Origin of the sequence: Mycoplasma iguanae, assembly GCF_024722375.1 — a bacterium.
Taxonomy (GTDB): Bacteria; Bacillota_I; Bacilli_A; order Mycoplasmatales; family Metamycoplasmataceae; genus Mycoplasma_M; species Mycoplasma_M iguanae.
The window spans coordinates 581,774-607,909 of record NZ_CP102734.1 but is presented as its reverse complement, the minus strand read 5'-3'; the positions used below and the strand labels follow the sequence as shown (position 1 = coordinate 607,909).

Sequence of the window (26,136 nt, the reverse complement as noted above, 5' to 3'; positions counted from 1 at the left end):
TTTTTATAAAAAAATTAATTGTTTTCTAAAAATAAATCTTGTATATTTGTTTTTCTATCGGAATCTGAATCTTTAGAAATAGCAAATTGCAATGATCTTTGATCTCCTAAAATTACTAAATATTCTTTTGCGCGAGTCATACCAGTGTAAATTAGTTTTTTATTTAATAATACACTGTGTGAGTTAAAAATAACCATAATTACTACAGGAGATTCACTACCTTGAAATTTATGAATAGAAATAGCATAAGCTAAGGTAACATTTTTATTTCACTGTGGAACTGTGTATTTCACAAGTTTATCACCGGGAAATTTAACTATAATAAAATCAATTTTATTTTTGTAGATAACAATATTTTCAATATAGCCAATTTCACCATTAAAAATATTCGAGTTAAGATCATTTTCAAGTTGAATAACTTTATCACCAATATAAAATTTCCGATTCCCAATCATGTAAAAAGTCTTTTTTTCTGATTCAAAAATTTTTGATTGAATAAAACTATTAATAGAATTAATTCCAATTGGTGTTTCATACATGGGAACCAAAATTGTTATATCTTCAATTGAATATTTTTTGTAAAAATCATCAAATATTTTATTTAATTTTGAAAAAAACTGGTGCTCTTGTAATTGTAAAAATTTTGAATCTTCTCCTATAAAATCTGGAAATAAACCTTGATTTACTTTATTGGCATCTGCAAAAATATTTGACCCATTTTTTTGTCTATAATTATTTTTTAGTAAAAACACAGGAAATTTTTCCGAACTAATAAAATCATTTAACAAGTAACCTTCACCAATTGAAGGAATTTGGTCTTTATCACCAATTAGAATTATTTTATCCAATTCTTTAATTTTTATTCCATTCAAAAGAGCATGGAATAAATTTGTATCAATCATTGAGAATTCATCAACAATCAAAATATTTACTTTTTCAGGATTATCTGCATTAACTTTAAAACGTGTTTCTTGTCATCCTAAGAAAGAGTGGACTGTTCTCGATGGAAAAGAAGTTTTATTTGCAATTTGAAAAGTTGCACGACCAGTAGGAGCTAAAACTGCAATGTCATTTTTATTGTATTTTTTTTCTAATTGTTTTAATATTTCCTTCAAAATCTCGGTTTTTCCTGTACCAGGTTGCCCTGTAATGATAGATACACCAGAGTTTAAGGCACCTTTAATAGCCTTACTTTGTTTATTATCAAAGTAAGTGGAAATAGAAATATTTTTAAAATTTTTAGTATTTTTAGCTTGTACAGTTTTTAGCACTTTAACAATAGCTTTTTCTTTTGAATAAAAATTTGTAGTTGTCAAGAAAGTTTGAAAAACTAATACTAGATCAAGATCAATTAATTCTTTTAAAACTTGACCAAATCTACTTTTTTCAATTAAATGAACATAAATCAATTTATTAAAAAAAGCGTTAATAGAAACTTTTGTAGAACCAATATTTCATAAATATAGATTTAATTGATTTAATACAAAATATTTTTCTCTGTCTATTTCACTAAAATTTAAAACTTTAGCGAGCTTGTTTGTTTCTTCAAAATTAATAAATTCATGATCTATCCACATATCAAAAGGATTTTGATAGTAAAAATCATAAAATTTTTTTACTCCCACTTTTTCAATAATTTTTTTCATTAAATCTGCAGGTAGATTGTTTGCTTGAAATAATTTCACTAGTTCAATTTCTTGATCATTAGAATTTAAAACATCAATAATAGTTAGTTTTCTCTGTTTATTTAATTTGTATTTACTTTTATCAAGAACATCAGGATTTTCTTTAATAATTTCAATTGTTCTAATTCCTAAATCTTCAACAATTGTTTCTGCAGTTTTTTTCCCTATTCCAGGAAATTTAGAAGAAGCAAAATAATTAATTAAGCCTATTTTATCATCTGGTAATATTTCATGAAAGTTTTGTAAAATATAACTATTAGGATATTTAGTTAATTTGTTTTCTTCGATTATAACCTTATATTTAACATCTAATTGGACGTTTGAATTTGAACTCAAAGAAATAATTTCAGGATCATGTCGGTATTCTTTATCGATTCTAAATAAACCAACAAAAAAATTGGTTGTTTCATTTCTAAATATGAATTTTATGAATTTTCCTGTTAGTTCTTTCATTGTAATAATTTTAAACTATTATTTTTTTAAAAAAGTAAATTGCTAAATGTCATTTAAAAATAAAAAAAATGTTAAAACTATATTTTAAATTTCTTAACCTTTAAATTTTTACTAATAGTTTCCTTTTCCATTTGTTTTAAAAGGTTTAGTTCTTGTTCTAAATTTTCTGCAGTTTTTAATCCGGGTTTAATTACAGGTTTTTGTGGAGCAAAAATTTCACAAGCTTCATTGGCTTTTTCAATTGAAATTTGGTAAGTTCCTATTTTTTCTGCAATATTAATTGTTTCGACTTTATCATAAGTTAGTAAAGGTCTGTAAATTTGAAATTTACTTTGTTGACCAATAACATCCATAGATTCTAAAGTTTGTGAAGCAACTTGTGCTAAGTTTTCTCCATTTGAAAGACCTAAATAATTATTTTGTTGAGCAATGTGTGAAGCTATTCTATAAAAACTACGACGCATTAAATTAATTTTGTAACTTTGATTTGAAGTTAAACCAATATAGTTCATCAAAGTGCTGTAATTAATTTGATAAAGTATAGTGGTTCCTTGAAATTTATTTAATAAACTAATAATTTTATTAACTTTTTCTACAGTTTTTTCATCAGTTTGAGGTGGTGTAATAAATGAAAGAAAATCAATTTTAACACCCCTTTTCATCATTAAATAAGCTGCCACAGGAGAATCAATTCCTCCAGAAATTAAATGTAAAACTTTCCCACTTACACCAACTGGTAAACCACCTAAACCTTTTTGTGAATTTAAAAAGATGTATGTAAATTCTTTACGCACTTCAATACTAATTAAATTTTCTGGATTTTTAACATCAACTTTTAAATCTTGAAATTTATTAAATAAAGCAGTTGCTATTTTTCTATTAATTTGATCAGAATTAAATTCAAAATTTTTTCAATTTCTTCTTGCAATAATTTTGAAAGTTTTTTTAGAATTATCAAAATATTCTAAAACTTTTTTTTCAATTTCTTCATAATCAGTATTGATTTTGATAACAGGAGAAAAAGAAGAAATTCCAAAAATATATTGTAGTTTTTCAATGTAATTTTCATTATAAGGTAAAAACATTCTGTCGAAGCTTGTTGCAGGTTTTATTCCTATTATTTTTTCAATATTAGCAGATAATTGATTAATAAATATTTTTTTATTTTTACCTTTTAAAGATAATTCTCCATATCTTAATAAAATTTCTGAATACATTTTTCCTCTTATTTTCTACGTTTTGAATATTGATTAAAATTCTCTATAGCTTTAATATATTGTCCATTTAAAGTTAATCTTTCTAACGATTTTAAATTAGCATTTAATTCCTTGTTAGTAGATCTCTGCAAATTAGCTTCTTGTAAAATAATTTTTACAATTTTTACAATTTCAATTTTATAACCTATTTTTAGTAAAACTTGAATAATTGCTTCTTGTAGTTTCTTTAATTCTATTTGATCTTCAAGATAAATAATTTCATTTTTAGGCACAGCCATTTTTTTCAAATCATTTAGTTTTTTTAAAGATGAAATTTCATCTTCTTCCAAAATAACATTATATTTTTTAATATTTTCTTCGATACTTAAAATTAAAAGTTCTAAATTTAAATAAATTTGATTTTGATTATTTTTTAAATAATTTAAGTTATTAATTGTTTCATCTAATTCATTTTTAAGTTTTATGAAATGTTTTATTTGAATTAAAGCTTCTTGTAAATTATTAATATAGCTAATTTTACTTTTACTTCTTGAAGCGATAATTAATTTTTCATTTCATGTTTTATAAGTCAAGTGAATTTGATTACTCAAATATTTTATGTCAATATTTCTTTGATAAAAAAAATTATTTTCATATTTAAACAAAGTTGCTTTTACTTCTTTATACAATTCAACTATATACGCATTTAGTTGATCTTTTCTTTTCACATTTAATTTGTAAAAATTTTCAAAGGTTTTTTCTTTTTTAATTAATAAATAAATATTTTCAATTTGGGCATAAATTTTTCTAATTTCATCTTTAGCTTCATCTATTTGGGCATTATAATAGAATTTTTCAGCATTTTCTTTTAAAATTTGAATTTGTTCAAAATTGTTTTTTATTTCTTCTAAAATTTCAGGTGATTTTACTTGTAATTTTGTAATTTCATCATTAATAATCTTAATTTTTTTATCAATAATTTGATGTAGTTGAAATTCAATTTCTACAAAACAATTAATAAGTTTATAGAGTTTTAAAATTTCATGAGCAAAGTCATTTAACAATTTTTGATTTTCTAAAAATTTATTTGTACCTAGAGCAAACTTTAAGTTTTTATTTTTTATTTTTACTAAAGAAAGTTGTGAATCAATAACCGAACTTTGAATATTATATTTTTGAGATTTACTTTCATAAATTTTATTTGCTTCAGATAAATAAAAAATTATTTTTTTATATTCTTTAGTGTTAATGTCTGTTTCTTGAAAAATTTGGTTAATACCATTATTAATTTCAATAATTTTATTTTGAAATTTAGAGAAGAGATTATTTAACTCTTTTAATTGTTGTCTACTAAGTGATTTATTTTGAAAAGCAATTTTACAATCATTATATTTGATTGTTAATTCAACTCGATCGTTTTTTAAATTTTGATATTTTTTATTTTTTAAATCAAAATATTCTTTGAAATTTTCTAAAGTATTTAAACGTTTGATTGATGATAGCAAAGGAAGTAGTGCTTGTTTATTAATTCCTATTTCAATTTCATGTAAACGTCTTGCAATTAATTTATTTTGATATTTTTTAATTAACAAAAAAGCTAAAACAAAACTAATTAATATAATAGTAATTAAAAAAATAATAGCTACAATCAGTCAAATAGGCATAGATTTATTATAGTTTAAAAGCATTTTTTAAAACTTTATTTTAATTATTTTACTTTTAAAAAATAAAAAATAATATAAAATTTTATAGCAATTATTTAATAGCACATTAGCATTTTAAGTTATTTTTTTAATTTGTTTAGATTTGTTAGTAAGCTGGCTTGATGCCGAAAACATTGAATTAAAAAAACCTTAAAAGGGTTAATGCTCTATTTGCTAAATTTTTAAAATTGCAGAAAGAGGCACTTATATGGCAAGATTTCGCGGATCTACTTTTAAGAGAACACGTAGATTAGGTTTTTCTATTTTAGAAACAGGTAAAGAGTTTTTAAAAGGAAAAAAAAGAGAATATGCTCCTGGTCAACATGGGCAAAAAAAATCTAAACCTTCTGATTACAAACTACACATGTATGAAAAACAAAAAGTTCGTTACATGTATGGATTAAACGAAAGACAATTTAAAAATACTTTTGTTAAAGCTTCCAAAAGAAAAGGACTATCAGGTACAAATTTCTTACAAATGTTAGAACAAAGACTTGATAACGTTGTTTACCGTGCAGGTTTTGCTTCAACAAGAAGACAAGCAAGACAATTAGTAAACCATGGACACTTTACTTTAAATGGTAAAAAAGCAGACATTCCTTCAATGTTAGTTTCAGTGGGTGATGTTGTTGAACTAAAAGAAAAAACAAGAAAAAATGTTCAAGTAATTGAAGCTTTAGCTTTAAACCGTCAACATGAATGAATTGAAGTTAAAGATTTTAAAGCTACATTCAAGAGATTACCTGAAAGAACAGAAATCGCTAAAGAAATTAACGATTCATTAATTGTTGAGTACTACAACAAATAACTTAAAAAAACAAAAATGCAGTCTTAGTAGTTTGTATTTTTGTTTTTTTACTATTTATAGGAGACAATCGTGCACGATTATAAAAGTAATTTTACAAATGCTTTAGAATACGGTTATACAAAAGCCAACATGGGATTAGCTAAAGTATTTGTTATGGGAATTATGGCAGCTGTTTATGTTGCAATTACTTATATTGTTTATATTTATGCAACAGCTGCATTTATTGAAGTAGATAAAACAACAGGAGAATATCATATTCCTGGTTATGGTTGAATAATTTCAGCTTTAATTTTTCCAGTAGGATTGATGCTAATTACATTTCTGGGAGGATCACTTTTTACTTCTGATACTTTATCAATTCTAGCTTGATTTGATAAAAGAACTAAACTGAAAAGTATTGCAATTCGGCTAACTTTAGTTTTTTTAGGAAACATGTTAGGTGGATTAATTATTGCTATTATTGCTAGATTAGGAAATCTATTCAATGCTGATTCTTTAAGAGTTATTGAATTTTTATCAACCAAAAAAACATATGGTGGATGAAGTTCATTATATACAGTATTTTTCTCAGCTATTTTATGTAACATCATTGTTGCTGGAACAGTTTGATCAACTCTTGCAACTAGCGGAGCGATGGGAAAAAGCTTAATTATTTTCTTATTTATATGATTATTTACAATATCAGGATTTCACCATGTTATTGCTAATGGAATTATTTTTATGTTTTCATGATTGCATGCAGATGTAATGTTAGAAGGCTTTAATATTGCCACACAAGCTAAAGAAGTACATACTGTCCATGAATGAAATAATTTAATTACTTACAAAAAAGACCTGATAGCTTGAGATTGATCATTTAAAGCTATTTTATTTAATTTATTACCAGCATTAGTGGGTAATTTTGTAGCAGGTGCAATTATTTTACCAAGTGTTTACTGATATTTAATTAAATATAAAGCTAAAAAATTCGGAACAATTGAAAGAGAATTTGCAGAAGAAATAGAAATTGAAGAATACTTAAAAAAACATAAAAATTCTTCAATTGAAGAAGCTGAAAAACATTATCATAAGCACTTTTTGAACAAATCTAAATATGACAAAAAAGTTGATGCTGAAAAATAGTTTTTAAATTTAATAAAAATCTCTCTGGGTTTTAAATAACACAGAGAGATTTTTATTTTCTTTTTTCTAAGCTGCAATTACGCCGTTGTGAATTAATGATTCCACAATTAAGTAAGCTACAGATAAAATCGTTAAAGTTAACATTGATCAATTAAGTTCATATTTGATTAGTTGCAAAAACAACTCTTTTTTAGAACTATTTTTTCATTCTTCTTTTTTATTAGAGAAAACAAATAATAAGGCATAAACAACTTTATGCATGAAGAAGTAAATAATTGAACCAAATGCAATTCCTTTAGAAATTGAAAATCCTAAAACACCAAATAAAATAATGGTAATTAAAACTGGTAAATCTAATTTTATAGATCAATCGAAGTTTCTTAATTCATTCATAATTAATATTCCAATTAAAACTAAAATAGGACCAGTGATAGGTGAAATAGATGTTTGTGTTACAGGATTATAAATAGCAAAAAATGGTTTTAAAATCGGATAGAAAGCAATTGATACCAAAAACATTAATGCTGTTATTATAGAAGCAAAACCTGTTTTAGCACCACTTTTAATACCTACAGTTGATTCAACATAAGTTGTAACAGAAGAAGATAATAAAACTGAACCAAAAATAGTTGCAACCCCGTCTGTAATATTTGCTTTTTTAAAGAATTTTTTATTTTCATTTTCTGATTTATTTAATAATCTTGAAACCAGAACAAAGGTTGCGGCTGAATCAAAAAAATCAAAATAAAAGAAAGTTAAAATTGAAATGTAAAATAATGGATTTTTAAAAACATTTCCCACATTTGATCATGAATGCTTAATTAATTCACCAAATTGTGTCATATCTCCATAAGACTGAATTTGAAAATTATTTCTTAGAGCAACTAGATATTGCTCATGTGAACTTAAAGTACCTGTATAGTTATTATTTTTAGTTACTAATCAAGTTATTAGTAACATCATAAAACTAATTAATATTCCAATTAAAATTGATCCAGGAACTTTTAAATAATAAAGTATTAAAAATATAATTAGTGATAAAAATCCAATAATGACAATTGGATTGCTTAAATCTCCAATTTGTGTTAAAGTTGCAGGACTTGATGTAATTAAACCGGCATCTTGTAAACCGATGTATCCTATAAATAAACCTATTAGAACTGAAATAGCAATTTTAAAGTTTTTAGGAAATACATTAATAATTCATTGTCTTAAAGGGGTTGTTGTTACAATAAAGTATAAAATTCCCGAAAAAAAGACGGCTATTAATGCGCCATCAAAACCTAAACCAAAACCCTTTGCCACACTAAAAGCAAAAAATGCATTTAGCCCCATCCCCGGTGCCATTGCTAAAGGGGCTTTTGCAAAAAAACCAATCAAAATAGTACCAATAAATGAAGATAAAGCTGTTCCTAAAAATAAAGCCCCAATATATTTAGAACCTTCATCAACATTTCAACTACTGCTTAAAATAGCAGGATTAACTGACAAAATATAAATCATTGCCAAAAATGTAGATAAACCACCAATTATTTCTTTAGATCATGTGGTTTTATTAACTTCAAATTGAAAGTAATTACTCAATCATCGCATGTGTTTTTCTTCTCCTAACTTTTAAAAATCACAACATCTGATGATTCTAAAACTTAGTTTTTTATAGTTAAAGTTTAGAATTATCAGATAAAAAATCTTTTTTAATTCTCTACTTTAACCTCCTAACAAAACAAAACACATTTTTGTTTTGTTTTTTTAAAACGTAAAAAACCATTATATCAATAAAAAAAATAATCTTTTATTTTTTTCGTGAAATTAAAATAATTTTATTTTTTATCTTTATATTTTATTAGTGTCAAATGTTAAAATAATTTATTAAGAGGTGAAATATGATTAACAAATTTAATACCTTAAATTTAGAACCAGAAAAACTTCAACTTACTTTTGATATTTTTGAAAAAAATGTTGAAGGTAAACCACTTATTATCGGAGAATCACAAGATAAGCAAATAACCTATTACTTTACTATAGAACCACAAAAAAATAAAGATGATGCAAGAATTTTTACAGAAATTGCATTTTATTTTAAAAATGATGAAAAGAAAATTCCTCATTTTATAAAAGACTGAAATTTACATTATGTAAAAACCAGTGATTTAGAAATGTTAAGAGAAAGGTTAGATTTACTTTATTGAGAAGATTTTAAAGATGGCGAGACTAATAAAAAATATGTTATAGAAAAATTGTTAAAATTATTAAATATAGAAAACTTAACAATTGCCTTAATTAAAGTATTTTATTGACACCATCCAAAATATCAATTTAAAGCTTTTGTAAATTATTTACCTAAAATACAAATTTTTGAAAATTTAGATGTTAATTCATTGGAAGAAGTTAACTGTTATTTTAGAGAAAAAATAGATTTAACAACTATAGAGAATCAAACAAATTTTCAAAAAATAAAAAAAGATATAGAAAGCATTAAATAATGAAAAAATATATTGATCTTCATACACACATTTTTAAAGAATATTATTCAAATCCAAATTTAGAAGCAAAAAAAAATATTTTACAAGATATTGAAAAAATGTTTTTTGTTGCGACTTCTTGAAATGAAATTAATGAAGTTTTAGAGTTGTCAAAACAATATCCCAAAAATTTGTTTCCTGTTTTAGGAATTCACCCTTCTGTCGCTAGAGACACTGAAAATTATTTAGAACTTGAAAAATATATAACAGAAAATGTTGTAGCTATTGGAGAAGTAGGTTTAGATTATTATTGAGAAAATAATCCTCCAAAAGATGTGCAGAAAAGATGTTTGATACAACAATTAGAAGTAGCATTAAAATTTAATAAACCTGTAATTTTACATGTTAGAGATGCTTTTGAAGATATTTATGAAATCATTCAGCAAACACCTTACAATAAATTAACATATATTTTTCACACTTTTAGCGGTGATGCAACTTGAGCAGAAAAATTTTTAGCTTTAGGTTGTTATTTATCATTTTCTGGTGTAATCACCTTCAAAAATGCAACAACAGTTCGTGCTGCTGCTTTAGTAACACCGCTAGATAGAATTTTCACAGAAACAGATTCACCTTATTTAACTCCTGTCCCACATCGCGGTAAAAGAAATCATTCCTATTATGTAAAACATGTAACAGTTTTTTTAGCTGAATTAAAAGGTATTTCTGAAGAAGAACTTTTAAAACAAATGCATAAAAATGTTAAGAAAGTTTTCAATGTTGACTAAGGGTCAGTTTTCCAAAAAACATTTTGGACAAAATTTTTTACAAGATAAAAATATTATCAATAAAATAATCGACATAGCTAACATTGATAATCAAGATGTACTTGAAATCGGTCCAGGTAGAGGAGCTCTTACCCAAATTATGGTTTCAAAAGCTAAAAGTCTTCTAGCTTTTGAAATAGATCAAGACATGATTGAAATTTTAAATAATACAATTAATGCAAATAATTTTACTTTAGTTAATGGTGATTTTTTAAAGCATCAATTAATTTGGCAAGGAAAGAAAAAAATTGTAGCTAATTTACCTTATTACATTACAAGCAAAATTATTTTTAAAATTTTTGAGCATTTAGAACTTTTTTCTTCTGCCTTAATTATGGTTCAAGAAGAAGTGGCAGATAGAATAATTGCTAAAGTTAATACAGCTAATTACTCAAAACTTTCAGTAGTTTGTCAATATTTTGCAACTGTTAAAAAAGAATTTTCTGTTCCACCCACAGCATTTAGACCTGTACCTAAAGTACATTCAGCAATTGTAAGTTTTGAATTTAATAAAATTACAACTTTAGACACAAAAAGTTTTTTACTATTTATTAAAAATAGTTTTAGTATGAAAAGAAAAACTTTAGCAAACAATTGAAAAAAACATTATAGTGATGAGTTTATTAAAGGCGTTTTTAAAGAATTTAAACTAAACTCCAATATTCGACCACAAGAAATTTCTTTAAAACAATATCAACAATTTTTCCAAAAATTAGAAAGTGTAGTTAAATAGCAATATGAAAAAAATAAAATTAGTTTTATTAGGAACACCTAATTTTGCCGCTACAATTTTTGAAAAACTAATTGAAGATTTTGATGTTCAAGCAATTGTTTCTCAACCAGACAGACCTGCAAATCGCGGATACAAAATTGAACCTACAGCCACAAAACTTTTAGCACAAAAACATAATATTAATGTATATCAACCTGAAAAAATCATAGAAATTGCAGAAATTTTAGAAGAATTAAAACCTGATTTTATAGTTTCTGCAGCTTTTGGTCAATATGTACCATTAAAAATTTTAAATATTCCTTTACATGGTTCTATTAATGTACATGGTTCTTTATTACCTAAATATAGAGGTGCAGCACCAATCCAACATTCTTTAATTAATAATGATACAGAGACAGGAATTAGTTTAATTTATATGGTTAAAGAAATGGACGCAGGAGACATTATTGCAACTGCAAAAATAAATATTTTGCCAGAAGATACAGCAAAAGAACTATTCACTAAATTAGCTAATTTAGCTAAAGAAAATATCAGTAAATGAATTTATGATTTATATTATCAAAAAGTTAAACCAAAAATGCAGGATCACTCTCAAGCTACTTTAAGTCCTAAAATTGATAAAAGTTTTGCAGAAATATTTTTAACAGATTCCTGTGAAATAGCATTAGGCAAAATAAGAGCATTAAATGATAATCCTGGAGCTTTTGTCATTTTAGATAACAAAAGAATTAAAATATATCGTGCTTCTCTAAAATTAATTAAAAATGCTTTGATATTAGAACTAGCTGATGGAAAAATATATTGTTATGAATACCAATATGAGTCTAAAAAAAGAGTATATGTGGCATTTAAATAGTTGAGAAGAATTTTTCAAAGCAGAAACTAGCAAAGATTATTTTAAAAAATTAATGTCTTTTTTAGATTTTAAATTATCACAAAATACAGAAATTTATCCTAGTAAAAGTGATTGATTTAAAGCTTTAGAATTATGTAACTTCCAAAATCTAAAAGTAGTAATAATTGGTCAAGATCCATATCACAGTCCCGGCGTTGCAGATGGCTTAGCTTTTTCTACTAATAAAAAAATTCTTCCCCCTTCTTTAAAAAATATTTTTAAAGAACTGAAAAATAATTACCCCAAAACAATAATTAAAAGCGGAAATTTAAGTCATTGAGCAAATCAAGGAGTTTTGTTAATTAATAGAGTGCTTACTGTGGAAAAAAACAATCCACAATCGCACTATAATCAAGGTTGAGAAATTTTTACAGAAAATTTATTAAAATGAATTGTAACTAAAAAGCAAAAAATTGTTTTTGTGCTTTTAGGATCAAAAGCACAAACTATTGAACAGCAAGTTGATTTATCAAAACAATGTATTATTAGAGCACCTCATCCCAGTCCCTTAAGTGCCTATAGGGGTTTTTTTGGTAGTGAAATTTTTATCAAAATTAACAGCCTATTAGACAAAAAAATAATTTGATAAAAAATAAAATATTAAAAAAACAGTTTTAAAACTGTTTTTTTTAATTATCATGGCATTTTTTTAGCAAAGTATTAAGCTATTTGCTATAATTTTGTCATGTCAAAAACAGAAGATAGAATTTATGTCTATTTAAAAATGATCGTTGAAGCTTATATTAAAATGGGAGAACCTGTTGGCTCAATGACTTTAAAAGAAATATATCAACTAGACATTTCTACAGCCTTAATTAGAAATATTATGTCTCAGTTAGAAAAAGAAGGTTATTTAGAAAAAAAACATACTTCAGGAGGAAGAATTCCATCAACTAAAGGGTTGGAATACTATGCTAAATATTTAGTTGATGATAATGAAAAGCACTTACTAGAACAGATTGAAGATGTTTTTGCAAAAAGACGTATTTCAATTAATGCCACAATTGATGAAAGTGTCAAAATTATTAGTGAGATTGCTGGTTTAACTATGATAACTTCATCTGATAATTCTAATGAATTATTAAAATCTATTCAATTAACAGTTTTAGATGATTTTAATTCCATTATTGTATTGGTTACTTCTACTGGACGTGTAGAATCTAAAATGTTAAAACTGCAAAACAACTTATTAAATAATGATGATGTTAGAATTGCTATCAGACTTTTCAAAGATCGTTTAATTAATGTTCCATTAATAGAATTACATGAAAAAGTGCAATTAATGGCTCCTATTTTAGCAAGTCAAGTAAAAAATTATGAATCATTAATTCAACATTTTGTTTCTAATATTTTTACTTTTTCAATTGAATATAAAAATAAAATTTATAACAAAAATAGTTTAATTTTATCAAAGGATATTTCTAGGGAGCGTTTAATTGAATTATTAGATTTAGTAGAAACTAATTCTATATGACAATCAATTGAAGGAAAAATGGATGAAGATGATACTTTAAAAATTGATATCCAAGATGACAAAATTTCTTTAATTTCTAAAAAATTAGAATGAAATAATGATAGTAATTTAAAAGAAATTTCTTTTGTGGGAACTAACCGCTTAGATTATAGTAAAGCATTAACTGCTATTAAATTTATTGAACAACATTTTAGTAAAAAAAATAAAGGAGAATAATATGGAAAAAGAAATTAAAAAAGAAAACCAAGAATCTCAAAAAACTTGTGAATCAAATGCTAAATCATGTCAAACACAGTGTGAAAAAACAAAAAATCCAGAAGAATGTAAAAAATCTAAAAAAGTTGAGCACAAAAAAAACAAAGTTACTGCTGAGCAAAAAATTAAAGATTTAGAATCTTTATTAAAAAAAGAACAAGAAAAAAACATGAATTTATTACTTGATAATGCAAAATTACAAGCAGAAATCATCAAAAATAATGAAGATTTTACAGAAAAAGCTAAAAGATTAGCTTCTAAAGCACAAGAAGAACTAAATAAATTGAAAGCAGAAAATTATAATAAAATGGAAGCTGAAGTTGCTGAGATAAAAAAATATTCATTACAAAAATTTTTAGAAAATTTCTTAATTCCTTTAAATAATTTAAATCTAGCGATTCAAGCAGGAAATAATCAAGAAAATGTTGCTGTAAATAATTATGTTAGAGGTTTTGAAATGATTGTAAGTCAAATGGAAAATATTTTAGAATCATTTGGTTTATCAAAAATTATTCCACAAATTGGGGATAAATATGATCCTGAAATTCATGAAATTTTTGAATTAGTGCAAGACTCAGGAAAAGAAACAGAAACAATTTTAAAAGTACAATCAATTGGATATAAATTACATGATCGTGTAATTAAACCTGCAAATGTATTGGTGGCTAAATAATGGATCTAAAGCAGCAAATCGCAGAATCACTAGAAGAAGTTTTGAAGAAATGAAATATTCAAAAGAAAATTATTATTGATGAAAAAACTAACTTTGGTGATTTTGCATCCAGCTTAGCTCTTACTTTGACTAAAGATTTAAATTTACCTCCTTTAGAAATTGCTAAAAAAATCGTTGAAGAAATTGATTTTAAAAAATACAATATTAAAAAAATTGATATTGTAGCACCTGGCTTTATCAATTTTTTTGTAAATGACAATTTATTAGTAGATGAAGTAAATAATATAATTGTAAAAGATAAAACTTTTGGATCAGCAAATAGCGGTTTAAAAATTAATATTGAGTTTGTTTCTGCCAATCCTACAGGATTCCTACACGTCGCACATGCCCGTGGTGCTGTTTTAGGATCAATTCTATCTAATATTTTAACTTTTAGAGGAAATCATGTTATTCGAGAATATTACATTAATGATGCAGGTAATCAAATTGATCGTTTAGGAATTTCTGCATTTGTAAGATATCAACAAATTTGAAATAGTGATTATCCAATGCCAGAAGATAGCTATCAAGGGCAAGATATTGTTTGATTAGCCCAAAAACTAAAAGAAAAATGAAATGATCAATATTTAAATAAAGATTATCAATCTGTAAAAGAAATTTTTAAATCTGAGTCTGTGAAAATTTTACTGACAAGAATTAAAGAAGATCTTAGTCTTTTAAATGTGACAATGGATAAATATTTTTCTGAATCAGATATTTATAATTCAGGAGCAATTGAAAAAACATTAAAAAAACTAAAAGGTACTTTTAAAAAAGATGGAGCATTATGATTAAATACAATGGATTATGGTGATGATAAAGATCGTGTCCTAATTAAACAAAATGGGGATATAACTTATTTATTACCTGATATTGCTTATCATAATGAAAAATTTTTATTCAATAACCCTGATAAACTAATTGATATTTGAGGCGCAGATCATAGTGGTTATATCAAAAGAATGCAAATTGCTTTACAACAACTAGGTTATGATGTTGAAAATAAATTTAAAGTTTTAGTTTGTCAAACAGTACGTTTAATTAAAGATGGTAAAGAATTTAAAATGTCTAAAAGAAAAGGAAATACCGTTTTTTTAAGAGAATTAATTAATTTAGTAGGGAAAAATGCTGTTAGATTTTTCACAGCAGATCGTTCTGAAAATTCAGGGATTGATTTTGATTTAAATTTAATTGCTCAAAATAATACAAATAATCCTGTATATTTATTGCAATATACACATGCCAGAGCAGTACAATTATTAAATAAATCTCAAAAAACTACATTTAAAGCAGAAAGCTTTAAAAATGAATATGCAATTAAATTAATTAATAATTTAAAAACTTTTCCTAATTTATTAGGCAACATTGAAAAAACTTATAAAACTCATTTATTACCACAGTATTTAATTAAATTAGCTAAAGATTTTAATGCATTTTATTCTAATTCAGACAAAATCATCGGCAGTGAAGATGAAGAAAATTTGTTAGCTATAGTAAAAGCTACACAACTCGTTTTATCTACAGGGCTAGAACTAATGGGAATAGATGCTCCCGAAAGAATGGCAGCTAAAAATTAATTTATAAAGTTTTACTTTATCAGGTAAAATGTTAATTATTATTAAGGAGTTAATATGGAAACTATCATGAGGATAACAGAAACTGTGCTTGCTAAATCAACTGAACCAATGGAATTTGAAGATATTTTTACTCAAATTGAAGCAAAATTAAAACCAAGTTGAACTGAAATTTATTCAGATTTAACAGATGAAGAAATTGCTGAAAAATGCCGTGGTATTCTTTATAAAATGTTAACAGTTTCAGGTAAATTTATCCGTACTTATGAAGGACAATGAACCTTAAGAAAATAGATTATTTTATTTAATTAAAAAACATAGCTAATAGCTATGTTTTTTAATATTTTATTCAGTTTTTAGTAGTGATTGAATTACTTCTACTTTATTTAGTCTTTCTCAGCTAAATTCACCAGTTTGAGCATTATATTTTCTACCGAAGTGGCCAAATGTGGCTGTTTTTTCATAAATTGGTTTTTGTAGATCTAAAGCTGCAAAAATTCCAGCAGGACTTAAATCAAAAACTTGATTGATAATTTTTAATATTTCATCATCTGAATATTTACTTGTATAAAAAGTATCAACAGCAATTGAAATCGGTTTAGCAATTCCAATAGCATAAGAAAGTTGAATTTCTAAACTATCAGAAATCCCTGCAGCCACTAAATTTTTAGCAACTCAACGAGCAGCATAAGCAGCAGAACGATCTACTTTGGTGTAGTCTTTACCGCTGAAAGCACCACCTCCATGTTTAGCAAAACCACCATATGTGTCTACAATGATTTTTCTTCCTGTAAGACCTACATCACCAACAGGTCCACCAATTACAAAGCGACCTGTTGGATTAATCAAAACCTCGAAGTCTGTATTTAAATGGTATTTTTTAGCCACATAAATCATGATTTCATTTTTGATGAAATCAAAAAATTCTGTTTGTTCAAAGTTTTGATCATGTTGAATTGACATTAAAATAGTTTTAATTTTTGGTTGAGAATTTGAATAATCAAATGTTACTTGACTTTTCATATCACTTTTAGCTCATTTGAAAGCACCAGATTTTCTTAATTTTTCTGCTCTTTTTACTAAAGCATGAGCCAATGTAATCGGTAAAGGCATAAATTCTTTTGTTTCGTTAGTTGCATAACCAAACATAATTCCTTGATCTCCTGCCCCAATTTCGCCATCTTTTTTATCAACACCTTGACTAATATCATCAGACTGATGATTTAATAAAAATTCAATTTCAAAGTCTTTTTCACTATAGCCAACATTATTTAGAACTCTTAAAACTATTGGTTTTAAATCTAATTCAATAGTTGATCTAAATTCTCCTGTAACAACAATTTTTTTAAATGTTGCTAGAACTTCGCATGCAACACGTGATTTAGGATCCACTTGTAAATAAGCATCTAAAATTGCATCGCTAATTTGATCACAAATTTTATCTGGGTGGCCCGTTCCGACTGATTCTGAAGTAAATAATGTTTTATACATAAATAAAATTCCTTTATTTTTAAACGTTTAGATAAAAATTTTAGCACTTTTAAAAAAGTTTTACTTCTGATTATATAGAGTAATTAGCAAAGTACCAATATTTTTTTATATTTAAAAAAGCAATTTATGTAAAATTTTTAATACTATGAAATCAAAAAAAGATAATAATGTATCTTTCTCACATCAAATCAAACTGGAATTATTAAAAAATAAAATGGATCCATCTGAAATAATTGAATTATTAAAAGGTGTTATTTTTGCAAATTCCCATTTTCAAGAAGAAGAAAACATTATTTTTAGAATTAATGATTTTGAAGTTTCTCAACATTTACGTTTTTTATTAAATAAATTAAAAATAAAATCATTTTTAATACCAAAACATAAAAATTGAATCATGATTAATAAAGATCAAAAACTTTTAGAAAAAGTTATTTTAGAACCTATGTATTTTTTTGCTGGTGTTTTTATAGGTTCAGGTTCTATTGCTTCTTTGAACACAAGTTCATATCATTTACAAATTGAAACATGATATAAAAATATTCATGATTTAATGCAACAAAAATTAAAAAAACATTTTAATTTTTTAACAATCAAAAGAAATCAAAAATACACATTGTATTTAAAAAAATCAGAAAGCATTGGTGATTTTTTAAATTCTATCGGAGCATCAAAAGCATTTTTTAGTTTTATAGATGAAAAAATAATGCGTGATATTAACAATAATTATAATCGTCAATCTTCTTTAGATGTTTATAATCAAAAAAGATTAGTAGATTCAACAAGCTATCATTTAGAAAATTTTGATTTAATAAAAAAGTATCGTTTAGAATATTTATTTAGTGAAATGGAATTAGATTTTTTTAAACTTAAAAAAGAAAATCCTTATTCATCTTTATCAGAATTAGTTGTTTTATTAGAGAAAAAAAAGGGTGTTAAAAAAACTAAGTCAGCATTAAATCACTGACTTAGAAAACTAAAAAAACATACTGAAAATTTAATCTAAATATTGATAAAGCACCAATATTAAAAACAATAAAATTTTCTGTTTTTTTAAACAAAACTCAGAAAAAAAGCTGTGATTTTCCCGTCTTGTTAAAAACTATTTTTTTCTAGTTCTAAAAAAGGAAAAGACAAGAAAATCACAGCTTTTTTGAAAAAAATGCAGAAAAAAATTTTTCCTGTCTTTTTTTAAAAAAAGCTGTAAAATGCTGTTTTTTTTCTATATTTTTCTGTTTTTTTTGTTTTTTATTTTTTTCTGTATACAGGAATCCAATTAGATTAGTCTTGTTTTTTATATTTTCACTGCTTTTTTGCTATAATTTTTTAATACAAAAATAAACACTAATATTTCATGAGAAATCAGTATAGCAGCTTATTAGAAAAATTTTTTGTATTTATGGATTGTTCAGTGCAAAAACCTGTATAAGCGGGTAAAACTGAAAACATAATTTTTTTATAATTCCAAAATCAAATTTCACAAGGAGGCCTTTATGGCAATGAAAAGATTCTACTGTTCAGAAGTTCTAAATAAAGAAACAAATAAACTAGAATATCACTTCAAAGAAGCTAAAAAGAAAAAATTCTTAACTTTTAATTCTCAAAGAGAAGCTATTAGTCATGTTAAAAGTTTAGGAATTGATGCAATGGTTTGATTCAGACAAAATGGACAATTTGTTAGTTCAATCAAAACATTAAAAGACGTTAAATATGAAAAAACAGACGATATTCAAATTGTTAAATTTGAATCAAAAGATAAACCAGCAGATGTTCCTGCAGATGACATTGACACAACATTATTAGAAAAAGCTGACAATATGTTTTTAGAAGAAACAGATGTTTTCAATAAACCAGCAACTAAAAATGTTATAGCAGAGTCTACAAAAGAAACTAAAACTAAACCAGTAATTGCAGCTGAAGAAATGACTATCGCATTAGAAGAAGAAAATTATTTTGAAAATGATAATGAGAAAAAACTTTTCCTATACTGAGGAATCGGATTATTTCTTCTTTTAGTTGTTTTAATTGTTTTAATCATTTTTGCAATTTTCTTATCTTTAACCTAAAAGAATATTGATTATTCTTTTTGAGTTTTTTCAACATGAAAAATCTTAAAAAGAACACTTAACAATATACAATCAATCTTTAGATAAAAATAGTTTAAAGATTTTATAATACGGCAAAGGAGTCGAAAATATGACCAAAAAATTTCTATGATTAGGTTTTGGCTCAGCAACAGCATTATTAGTTACTGGTATTGCTTTGGGATCGGTTTATATCCATCAACAAAATATCAATATTAATGAAGCTAAAAATCCTGAATTTCATAAGAAAGCAGAAGAAGCAAAAACATCATCAAATCCTTTTGGATCTGATGTTCCTAAACATGAACAAAAAGACCAACGTTTAGGTGTTTTAAACTGAACTACCACATTAGATGGTGTTACTTCACTTGAAGTTAGAGTTTCTAATATTACTTCAATTTATTCATCAGTAGAAGCAACATTGCAATACTCAGGTACAACACAAGTATCTAAAACAAGTACTAGACAAACATTAAGAGATGGAAGTGCAACAGTTAAGTTTTCAGAAGTAGATACAAAAGGTGATTTAACGTTTGAATTAGTCTTTTATGGAATTAGACCTGACGGAAATCGAGAATTATTAATTAAAGCACCTAATCAACATTTTCCAACCACACCACGTTTAGATAAAAATACATCTAAATTTGAACCTACAGCAGTTACATTAAGCATTTTAGGTTTAGACACTTATGCTGGATACTTCCAACCAAGATTCCAATTACAGTACAGAATAAAAGGTACTACAGAAGCAGCTAGTTTAAGAAGTCAGTCGATTAATAATAATTTAGAAATCAGTCAAAGATCATTAGAAATTGAGTTAAAAGATTTAGCACCTAATACCACATATACATTTATCTTGTCATCAGATGGAAACCCAGTAACGGAAGGTGAATTTACAACACTTCCTTTACCTAAACAATAACTAATAAAAGATATTTTTATAGATTCAATTAAATATAAGGAGAAAATATGAATAAAAAATTACTAGTTGGAGTTGCTGGTGTTTCTATTCTAGGAGTTGCTGCAATTGCTTCAATCATTGCTGCAAATTCAATTAGAAATAAATCTTTAGAAAAACAAGAAAATGCTAAAAAACAAGGATTATTAGAATCTAATGACTTAACTGAATTTCAAAAAGTTACTGCAGCTTCTAAAATTACATTTGATTCAAGACTATCTGTATTTTCACCAAAAGTTGCTAAATTAGTTTTCAATCTACCAAAAGAACAAACTGGAAAATTATTAAAACTGTATTACAAAAGAAATGGAATTGAAGATGATAAGTTAAAAGTTGCTGTTTTAGCAACAACTGCTTCTGAAACTGCAGTTGATGTTGTCTTTTTATTAGATGATTTAAATGTTGGATCAGAATACCAATACCGTCTAGAAGATGAAAGTGGTACTTTACTTTTCTTTTCAAAATTTATTACACAACAAAATCCTACTATAGTAGCAAATGGAGCTTTCCGTGCAGCTGATTTAGTAATTAATAATTTAGCTTCATATCAAGGAGAAAGTTTAACATTAAAAGCAGTTCCTAAATCACTGTATGACACAAAAGGAAAAGCTGCATTTCAAGAATCTTTATTAATACAAGAAGTTAATGTTAGAGACAAAGAAACAAGTAAAAATGTTTGATTTAAACCTGCTGGATTTAATACTTTAAAAGATGAAACTGAATATGTAATAATGTTGTTTTCAGATCGTGCTTTAGTAGAAGTTTTAACTGAAATAGCAACATTTACTACATCATTAAACCGTGTAGAAATCCAAAATCTTAATCCATCATTAAAAACAGCTACTTTAAAATTAGCTAACTTAAAACCTTATGAAAATCAAAAACTAAAATTAGCTTATAAAAAAGTTGATTCAACTGAGTCAAGTTTTTTACCAGTTGATGATCAAGTTAAATTTGTAGAAGTTTCAGTTCCAACATTTGCTGAAGATAAAGAAACTAGTGTTACAGTTTCATTATCAGATTTAACTGCTGAGAGTGTATATAAATTACAAGTATTTGACTCAAGAGATACAAAAAATAATGATCCATTTCTAACAAATGCTATTGCTTTTAGAACTTTAGCTCAACCTAAAGTAAGTGAAGTGATAAACGGAATTAAAAATCCATATACAGAAGTTCGTGCTGCTAATATTAAAATTGAAAATATTCAAGAATTAGATATTTCAGCATTAAAATTAAAATATCAACTAAAACCTACTAATAATGCTGCTTTATTAGATTGAGATAGTTCAAGTGAATTAATTAAAGAAGTTAGTTTATCTAGAGCTATAGGAGAAAATTTTGCTTCTGCTGAAATTAAATCAGGTTTAGAAGCAGATAAAGTTTATGTATTTCAATTATTCGCTGGAGATACAGCGACAGAAGCATTATTGGAAAGCAATAATGAATTTACAACTAAAAAAACTATTTCAGCTGCTACTCAGAAAGCCCCAATTGGAGATACTGGTAAAACTTCAACAACTTTAAGTTTTTCAGGTCTAGAAATAAGTGATTTATTAGCTCAATTCTATACAGAAAATGGAATTAATGAAATTGAATTAAGATATAAGAAAAAAACTGATGATTCTTGAGATACAGCCACAAAAATTAAAAGTAAAATTACAAAAACTGGACATGTTTATTCTTTAGAAGATTTCAAATTATCAAGTCTAACTAGTGATTCTGAATATGAATATGATTTATTTGTAGCTCCTTATCTATATTCTTCAATTTTAGATCAACCCGCTTCTTTCTTAACAAGAGAAACAGTTACAGCTGAAGCAGAAGTTATAGAACCTACAAGAATGATTTTATATACAAATGCACTAAAATCATATGTAGGAAATACATACAAAATTAAATTCAAAAAAGATTCTACAGAAGTACCGAGTTTAGAAAAAACTGGAACTGTTGCGGAAAATGGAATTATTTTTGCCAATGTTACAGGTTTAGAAACAAATTCAACTTACTCTTATGAAATTGAAATTTTAGATTCTACATCAAGTACATATACTCAAATTGCTAAAAAAGATAGTATCTCAACTTCAAGTATTACTGCGCCACAAAAAGCTAAAGTTATAGAATCTTATCCAACATCATTTAAATATAAATTTGAAAATTTAGGTAGCTTAAAAAATAAAGATTTAACAATTGTTTACCGGGTAAAAGATAGTAATGACATTATTTTTGGTGAAGATATTAAATTTACTGCAGATAGTAGTGAAAAATTCTTAAATGACTTAGCACCTTTAACTGATTATGAATTTAACTTTGTTTTAAAAGCAACTAAATCAGTGGACGCTACAGACCTTTACTTATTTTCAGAATGAGTAAGTGCAAAAACAAAAGATACTGTGACTGTTACTATCTCAGATATTACTCAAACAAGTATTAAAGCAAGTTATGAAAAATTAGAAGATTATAAATCAGCTAATTTAATTTTGAAATATGTTGAATTTATTCCTTCAGAAGATAAACCTACCCCAACAAGTAAAACATGAGATGATTTAAGCGCAAGCGCTAAACAATCAACTGTTGTCGTTGATAATGAAGGAAAAGCTCAACCTACTACTGTTTCATTTTTAAATCCTAATACAGTTATTGCTTATCAATTATTCAATAATGGTATAGCTGTTTCTGAACTAAAAACCACTACAACAGAAAAACAAGTAAATGTTGCTAGTGTAACAAGTTATATTACAGATGCTTATATTACTTTAAATGACTTAAACACCATCAAGGGTGAAGGTTCAAATAAACTAAAACTTGTTGTTGCTAAAAAAACAGCAGGTCAAGCATCAGATCCAAGTTGAGGAACTCAAAGTGATATTATTACAGTTAACTTTGACAATGATGTATCTTCAAAAAGTATTTTAGTTCAAGGGTTAACTGCCAATACAGATTACATTGTGCAGGTATTTAAACAAAGTGATCAAACTTATGCAAATGCATTAATTACTACTGCAATTGAACCAACTGCACCTTTATTAAAAAGAACATTTAAAACATTAGAAACAGATAAAAAAGTTAAAGTAGAAGTTACTGCAATTTCACCTTCATCTGCAAGAATTAAAATTTCACAATTAGAGCAATATGCCGGACAAAAATTAGTCTTTAAATATCGTCCAAGATACTGAAATGAAGTTCGTGAACACACAATTGATGTACCAAAAGACTTAGATACAATTAAAGTTACTACACTTAGCGGTGATGAAAAGGCAATTTATTTTGTGATTCAAGATTTAGATACTCAAGATAAAAACTTAAAAGAATTCCAAGAATGATTCTACGATGTTTGAGCAGACATCTCAGGAGATAGTACAAAAGTTCTTGTAAGTGAACCTGCTGATACAAAAGAAGGTGACAAAGAAAATGTTAATGTTTCTCAAAACATGTTTAAAACTTCATTACATCCAAAAGTGGAAACAGCTTATAGCACAAATAAAACAGCTACAATTACTATTTCTAATTTAGTTGATTATAAAGACAAAAAAATCCAATTAAGATTTGCTCCAAAACCAACTGGTTCAGCTACAGTTAATTGATCAGCTGCAACAGGAATTACTGCTACTGCATTAGAACAAATTAATGTAGCCGACAAAAATGCAACAAAAATATTTGATATTTATGCCTTAAATGTTAATTCAGAATACATTTACCAATTCTTTGTCGAAGGATTAAATACTCCTTTATTAAAAGAAAATGGTGAAATTAAAACTAAAGATACTTTAATTTTAAAAAATGAAGCTGTTGAAACTATTGCAGTTAAATTACTATTATCTAATTTTGCAACTTATAATAATCAAACTTTAAAAGTAGAATATACAAACACTGCTGATAGTACAAAAAAAACAATTACATTAGATATTACTGACAATTCATTTACATCAGAAATGTTATTACCTATAATTGTCGAAGGTCTAGAAGCTAATAAAGAATATAAATTCAATATTAAATTAGTTCAAAAAGCTGCTACTGGTTCAACAGCAGAACAATTATCAGCTAATTTATTAGCAAATGATTTAACAGTTAAAACATTACAAACAGTTTCACAACCTATGATCTATACAAAAGATAATAAGCAATACTTTATGTGAAATTTAAATGATGCTACAGTGAAATCTTTAGCAGGACGTCCTTTAGTATTAAAACTAACTAAAGCAACAGAAACTAATGAATACGAATTCACACTTCCAGAAACTGATACAGAATACGAATTTAGCCCTCAATGATCAGTTACTAATACTGATAGTTCTGAATGAACAGTTTCATTAGAATCAAAAGCATCAGTTAATGCAAACAAACCAATTAATTTATTAGGAACTAGTCCAGTTAAATTTAAAGCAAGTGAAAGTATGTTAAAACCTGCTGCTTTAAAATCTGATAAAGTAAATGAAGTAAAAGATAAAAAAGCTTCTGATTATGTTTCTACAGAGAAAAAATCAGAACTTGAAGGATTTTTAGAAGTCCCTACATTAGCTAATTACACAGTTAGTTTAGAAAGTGCCTCAGCTGCTAATGATGTCGAAGGAAGTATTGTATTAAATTACAAATTTACAAAAGATAGTAAAGAATTTATGGTGAAATTTTCTGTTACTGGCTTCAAAAAAGAAGAACCCGCTGCGCAACCAAGTACTTCAAGTGCTTTAGTACTTAGATAAAATATAAACAAAGCACTAGCTGTGCTTTTGTTTTATTATTATCGAAAAGCAAAAAACATCTAGTACGAGATGAAAAGACTAATGAAATTAATGTTTTTTGCTATAATTTTTAAAAGTGTCTAAACACTTATTATTTTCCTGAAAAATAGTAAGTTAAAGCCAAAAAATTCAACAAAAAAGAATGTAAAAAAAGCTAATAAACTTATTTTTTAGTGAAATATTTCAAGGAGAGAATATGACAAAAAAGTCTAAATTTCTATTTACAGTAGCCGGAGTTTCTACAATAGCGCTTGGGACTGGAATTATTGTGACCAGTATAGCTATTAGTTCTTATCAAAACCAAATAGTGAACAAGGAAGATCCCCAAACTTACAAGCAAACTATTGAACAACTTACACCATTAACAGCAAACGCCAAAGAATTCATTGAAAAATTAGAATTAAAAGATGATAAATCTTTAGAAATTTATTTTACAGGGATTCCTAATAATATAAATTACACCTTATCTTACAAAACTCAGGCAGAACCAGAATATAAAACAATATCATTTACATCACAATCACCAGCTGCAAAAGCTTCAATTCCAAATTTTGACACTACCGCTATAACTTCGATTAAATTAGCTCAATCATCAACTGCTGATACAATCATTTTTGAATCATTAATAGGATACCAATCAGCAACACCAATTGTTGAAATTACACCAACAGGTAGAACAGCAGCAGTAAAAGTTACAAATTTAGTAGCTTATGCCGGTGTAAAAGAAGCAAAATTACAATTTACTTATAAATTAGCATCTTCAGTAGGATCAGACTTTATCATAGCTCCTGGTGGACCATTCGATATTAGTTTAGATGATCCATCGTTTAGCATCAAAGTAGAATCATTAGTACCAAACAGCGAATACCAATGAGAATTAGTAAAAAGTGAAGAAAAAACACCAGTTGCTTCAGGATCATTTAAAACAGCAAACGCTAATACATAAAACTAAAATTGAAAAACCGAAA

General features: G+C 25.9%; 21 protein-coding genes. 16 read left to right on the top strand and 5 right to left on the bottom strand.

Annotation, left to right across the window (positions count from 1 at the left end; translation table 4 throughout):
• Positions 1–14: 14 nt before the first annotated feature.
• The 3 genes from NV226_RS02770 to NV226_RS02760 all read right to left on the bottom strand — a co-directional run bounded on the left by NV226_RS02770 (position 15) and on the right by NV226_RS02760 (position 5,022).
• Entirely contained in the window at positions 15–2,138 is a 2,124-nt protein-coding gene (locus NV226_RS02770; protein ID WP_258210797.1) for an AAA family ATPase, read from the bottom strand.
• Between the two features lie 77 nt (positions 2,139–2,215).
• Positions 2,216–3,355, bottom strand: coding sequence for a tRNA uracil 4-sulfurtransferase ThiI (gene thiI, locus NV226_RS02765; protein WP_258210796.1), 1,140 nt, complete (start codon positions 3,353–3,355; stop codon positions 2,216–2,218).
• An 8-nt stretch (positions 3,356–3,363) separates the two neighbouring features.
• A complete protein-coding gene (locus NV226_RS02760) occupies positions 3,364–5,022 on the bottom strand; it encodes a hypothetical protein (RefSeq protein WP_258210795.1) in 1,659 nt (552 codons plus the stop codon).
• 223 nt (positions 5,023–5,245) lie between these two features.
• Here NV226_RS02760 and rpsD point away from each other — a divergent pair, with 223 nt between their 5' ends.
• Together rpsD and NV226_RS02750 are read left to right on the top strand one after the other, a co-directional pair.
• Positions 5,246–5,845, top strand: coding sequence for a 30S ribosomal protein S4 (gene rpsD, locus NV226_RS02755; RefSeq protein WP_258210794.1), 600 nt, complete (start codon positions 5,246–5,248; stop codon positions 5,843–5,845).
• Positions 5,846–5,914: 69 nt separating this feature from the next.
• Complete coding sequence (locus NV226_RS02750) at positions 5,915–6,967, top strand: formate/nitrite transporter family protein (protein WP_258210793.1); 1,053 nt, start codon at positions 5,915–5,917, stop codon at positions 6,965–6,967.
• A gap of 66 nt (positions 6,968–7,033) precedes the next feature.
• Here the strand turns inward: NV226_RS02750 and NV226_RS02745 are convergent, their stop codons facing one another.
• Entirely contained in the window at positions 7,034–8,560 is a 1,527-nt protein-coding gene (locus NV226_RS02745; protein ID WP_258210792.1) for an NCS2 family permease, read from the bottom strand.
• A 290-nt stretch (positions 8,561–8,850) separates the two neighbouring features.
• Here NV226_RS02745 and NV226_RS02740 point away from each other — a divergent pair, with 290 nt between their 5' ends.
• From NV226_RS02740 to NV226_RS02700, 9 genes are all read left to right on the top strand, one after another.
• Positions 8,851–9,450, top strand: a complete 600-nt coding sequence (locus NV226_RS02740; protein WP_258210791.1) for a hypothetical protein — start codon at positions 8,851–8,853, stop codon at positions 9,448–9,450.
• Complete coding sequence (locus tag NV226_RS02735; RefSeq protein ID WP_258210790.1) at positions 9,450–10,217, top strand: TatD family hydrolase; 768 nt, start codon at positions 9,450–9,452, stop codon at positions 10,215–10,217. The genes NV226_RS02740 and NV226_RS02735 overlap by 1 nt, the downstream gene beginning before the upstream one ends.
• Positions 10,207–10,989 carry a 16S rRNA (adenine(1518)-N(6)/adenine(1519)-N(6))-dimethyltransferase RsmA gene (gene rsmA / locus NV226_RS02730; protein WP_258210789.1) on the top strand — a complete coding sequence of 261 codons (783 nt, stop codon included), beginning with the start codon at positions 10,207–10,209 and terminating at the stop codon, positions 10,987–10,989. Before NV226_RS02735 ends, rsmA begins: the two co-directional genes overlap by 11 nt.
• A 4-nt stretch (positions 10,990–10,993) precedes the next feature.
• Complete coding sequence (fmt, locus tag NV226_RS02725) at positions 10,994–11,845, top strand: methionyl-tRNA formyltransferase (protein WP_258210788.1); 852 nt, start codon at positions 10,994–10,996, stop codon at positions 11,843–11,845.
• Complete coding sequence (locus NV226_RS02720) at positions 11,829–12,473, top strand: uracil-DNA glycosylase (RefSeq protein ID WP_258210787.1); 645 nt, start codon at positions 11,829–11,831, stop codon at positions 12,471–12,473. The genes fmt and NV226_RS02720 overlap by 17 nt, the downstream gene beginning before the upstream one ends.
• 96 nt (positions 12,474–12,569) lie before the next feature.
• Positions 12,570–13,574 (top strand): heat-inducible transcriptional repressor HrcA, encoded by a 1,005-nt coding sequence (gene hrcA, locus NV226_RS02715; RefSeq protein ID WP_258210786.1) that lies wholly within the window; start codon positions 12,570–12,572, stop codon positions 13,572–13,574.
• Between the two features lies 1 nt (position 13,575).
• The gene (locus tag NV226_RS02710; RefSeq protein WP_258210785.1) at positions 13,576–14,286 is read left to right on the top strand and encodes a nucleotide exchange factor GrpE; all 711 of its coding nucleotides are present in this window, start codon (positions 13,576–13,578) and stop codon (positions 14,284–14,286) included.
• Complete coding sequence (gene argS, locus NV226_RS02705; RefSeq protein ID WP_258210784.1) at positions 14,286–15,902, top strand: arginine--tRNA ligase; 1,617 nt, start codon at positions 14,286–14,288, stop codon at positions 15,900–15,902. Before NV226_RS02710 ends, argS begins: the two co-directional genes overlap by 1 nt.
• 54 nt (positions 15,903–15,956) lie before the next feature.
• Positions 15,957–16,193: a hypothetical protein gene (locus NV226_RS02700; protein ID WP_258210783.1), complete on the top strand. Its 237-nt coding sequence runs from the start codon at positions 15,957–15,959 to the stop codon at positions 16,191–16,193.
• Between the two features lie 51 nt (positions 16,194–16,244).
• On the opposite strand, the gene metK is transcribed toward NV226_RS02700, so the two are convergent.
• A complete protein-coding gene (gene metK, locus NV226_RS02695) occupies positions 16,245–17,390 on the bottom strand; it encodes a methionine adenosyltransferase (protein ID WP_258210782.1) in 1,146 nt (381 codons plus the stop codon).
• Between the two features lie 145 nt (positions 17,391–17,535).
• Here metK and whiA point away from each other — a divergent pair, with 145 nt between their 5' ends.
• From whiA to NV226_RS02670, 5 genes are all read left to right on the top strand, one after another.
• Entirely contained in the window at positions 17,536–18,393 is an 858-nt protein-coding gene (gene whiA / locus NV226_RS02690; RefSeq protein ID WP_258210781.1) for a DNA-binding protein WhiA, read from the top strand.
• Between the two features lie 487 nt (positions 18,394–18,880).
• Positions 18,881–19,453 carry a hypothetical protein gene (locus NV226_RS02685; protein WP_258210780.1) on the top strand — a complete coding sequence of 191 codons (573 nt, stop codon included), beginning with the start codon at positions 18,881–18,883 and terminating at the stop codon, positions 19,451–19,453.
• A 130-nt stretch (positions 19,454–19,583) separates the two neighbouring features.
• Positions 19,584–20,393 (top strand): hypothetical protein, encoded by an 810-nt coding sequence (locus NV226_RS02680; protein WP_258210779.1) that lies wholly within the window; start codon positions 19,584–19,586, stop codon positions 20,391–20,393.
• A 47-nt stretch (positions 20,394–20,440) separates the two neighbouring features.
• The gene (locus tag NV226_RS02675; protein ID WP_258210778.1) at positions 20,441–25,129 is read left to right on the top strand and encodes a lipoprotein 17-related variable surface protein; all 4,689 of its coding nucleotides are present in this window, start codon (positions 20,441–20,443) and stop codon (positions 25,127–25,129) included.
• A gap of 235 nt (positions 25,130–25,364) precedes the next feature.
• Positions 25,365–26,114 (top strand): hypothetical protein, encoded by a 750-nt coding sequence (locus NV226_RS02670; protein ID WP_258210777.1) that lies wholly within the window; start codon positions 25,365–25,367, stop codon positions 26,112–26,114.
• Positions 26,115–26,136: the final 22 nt, after the last annotated feature.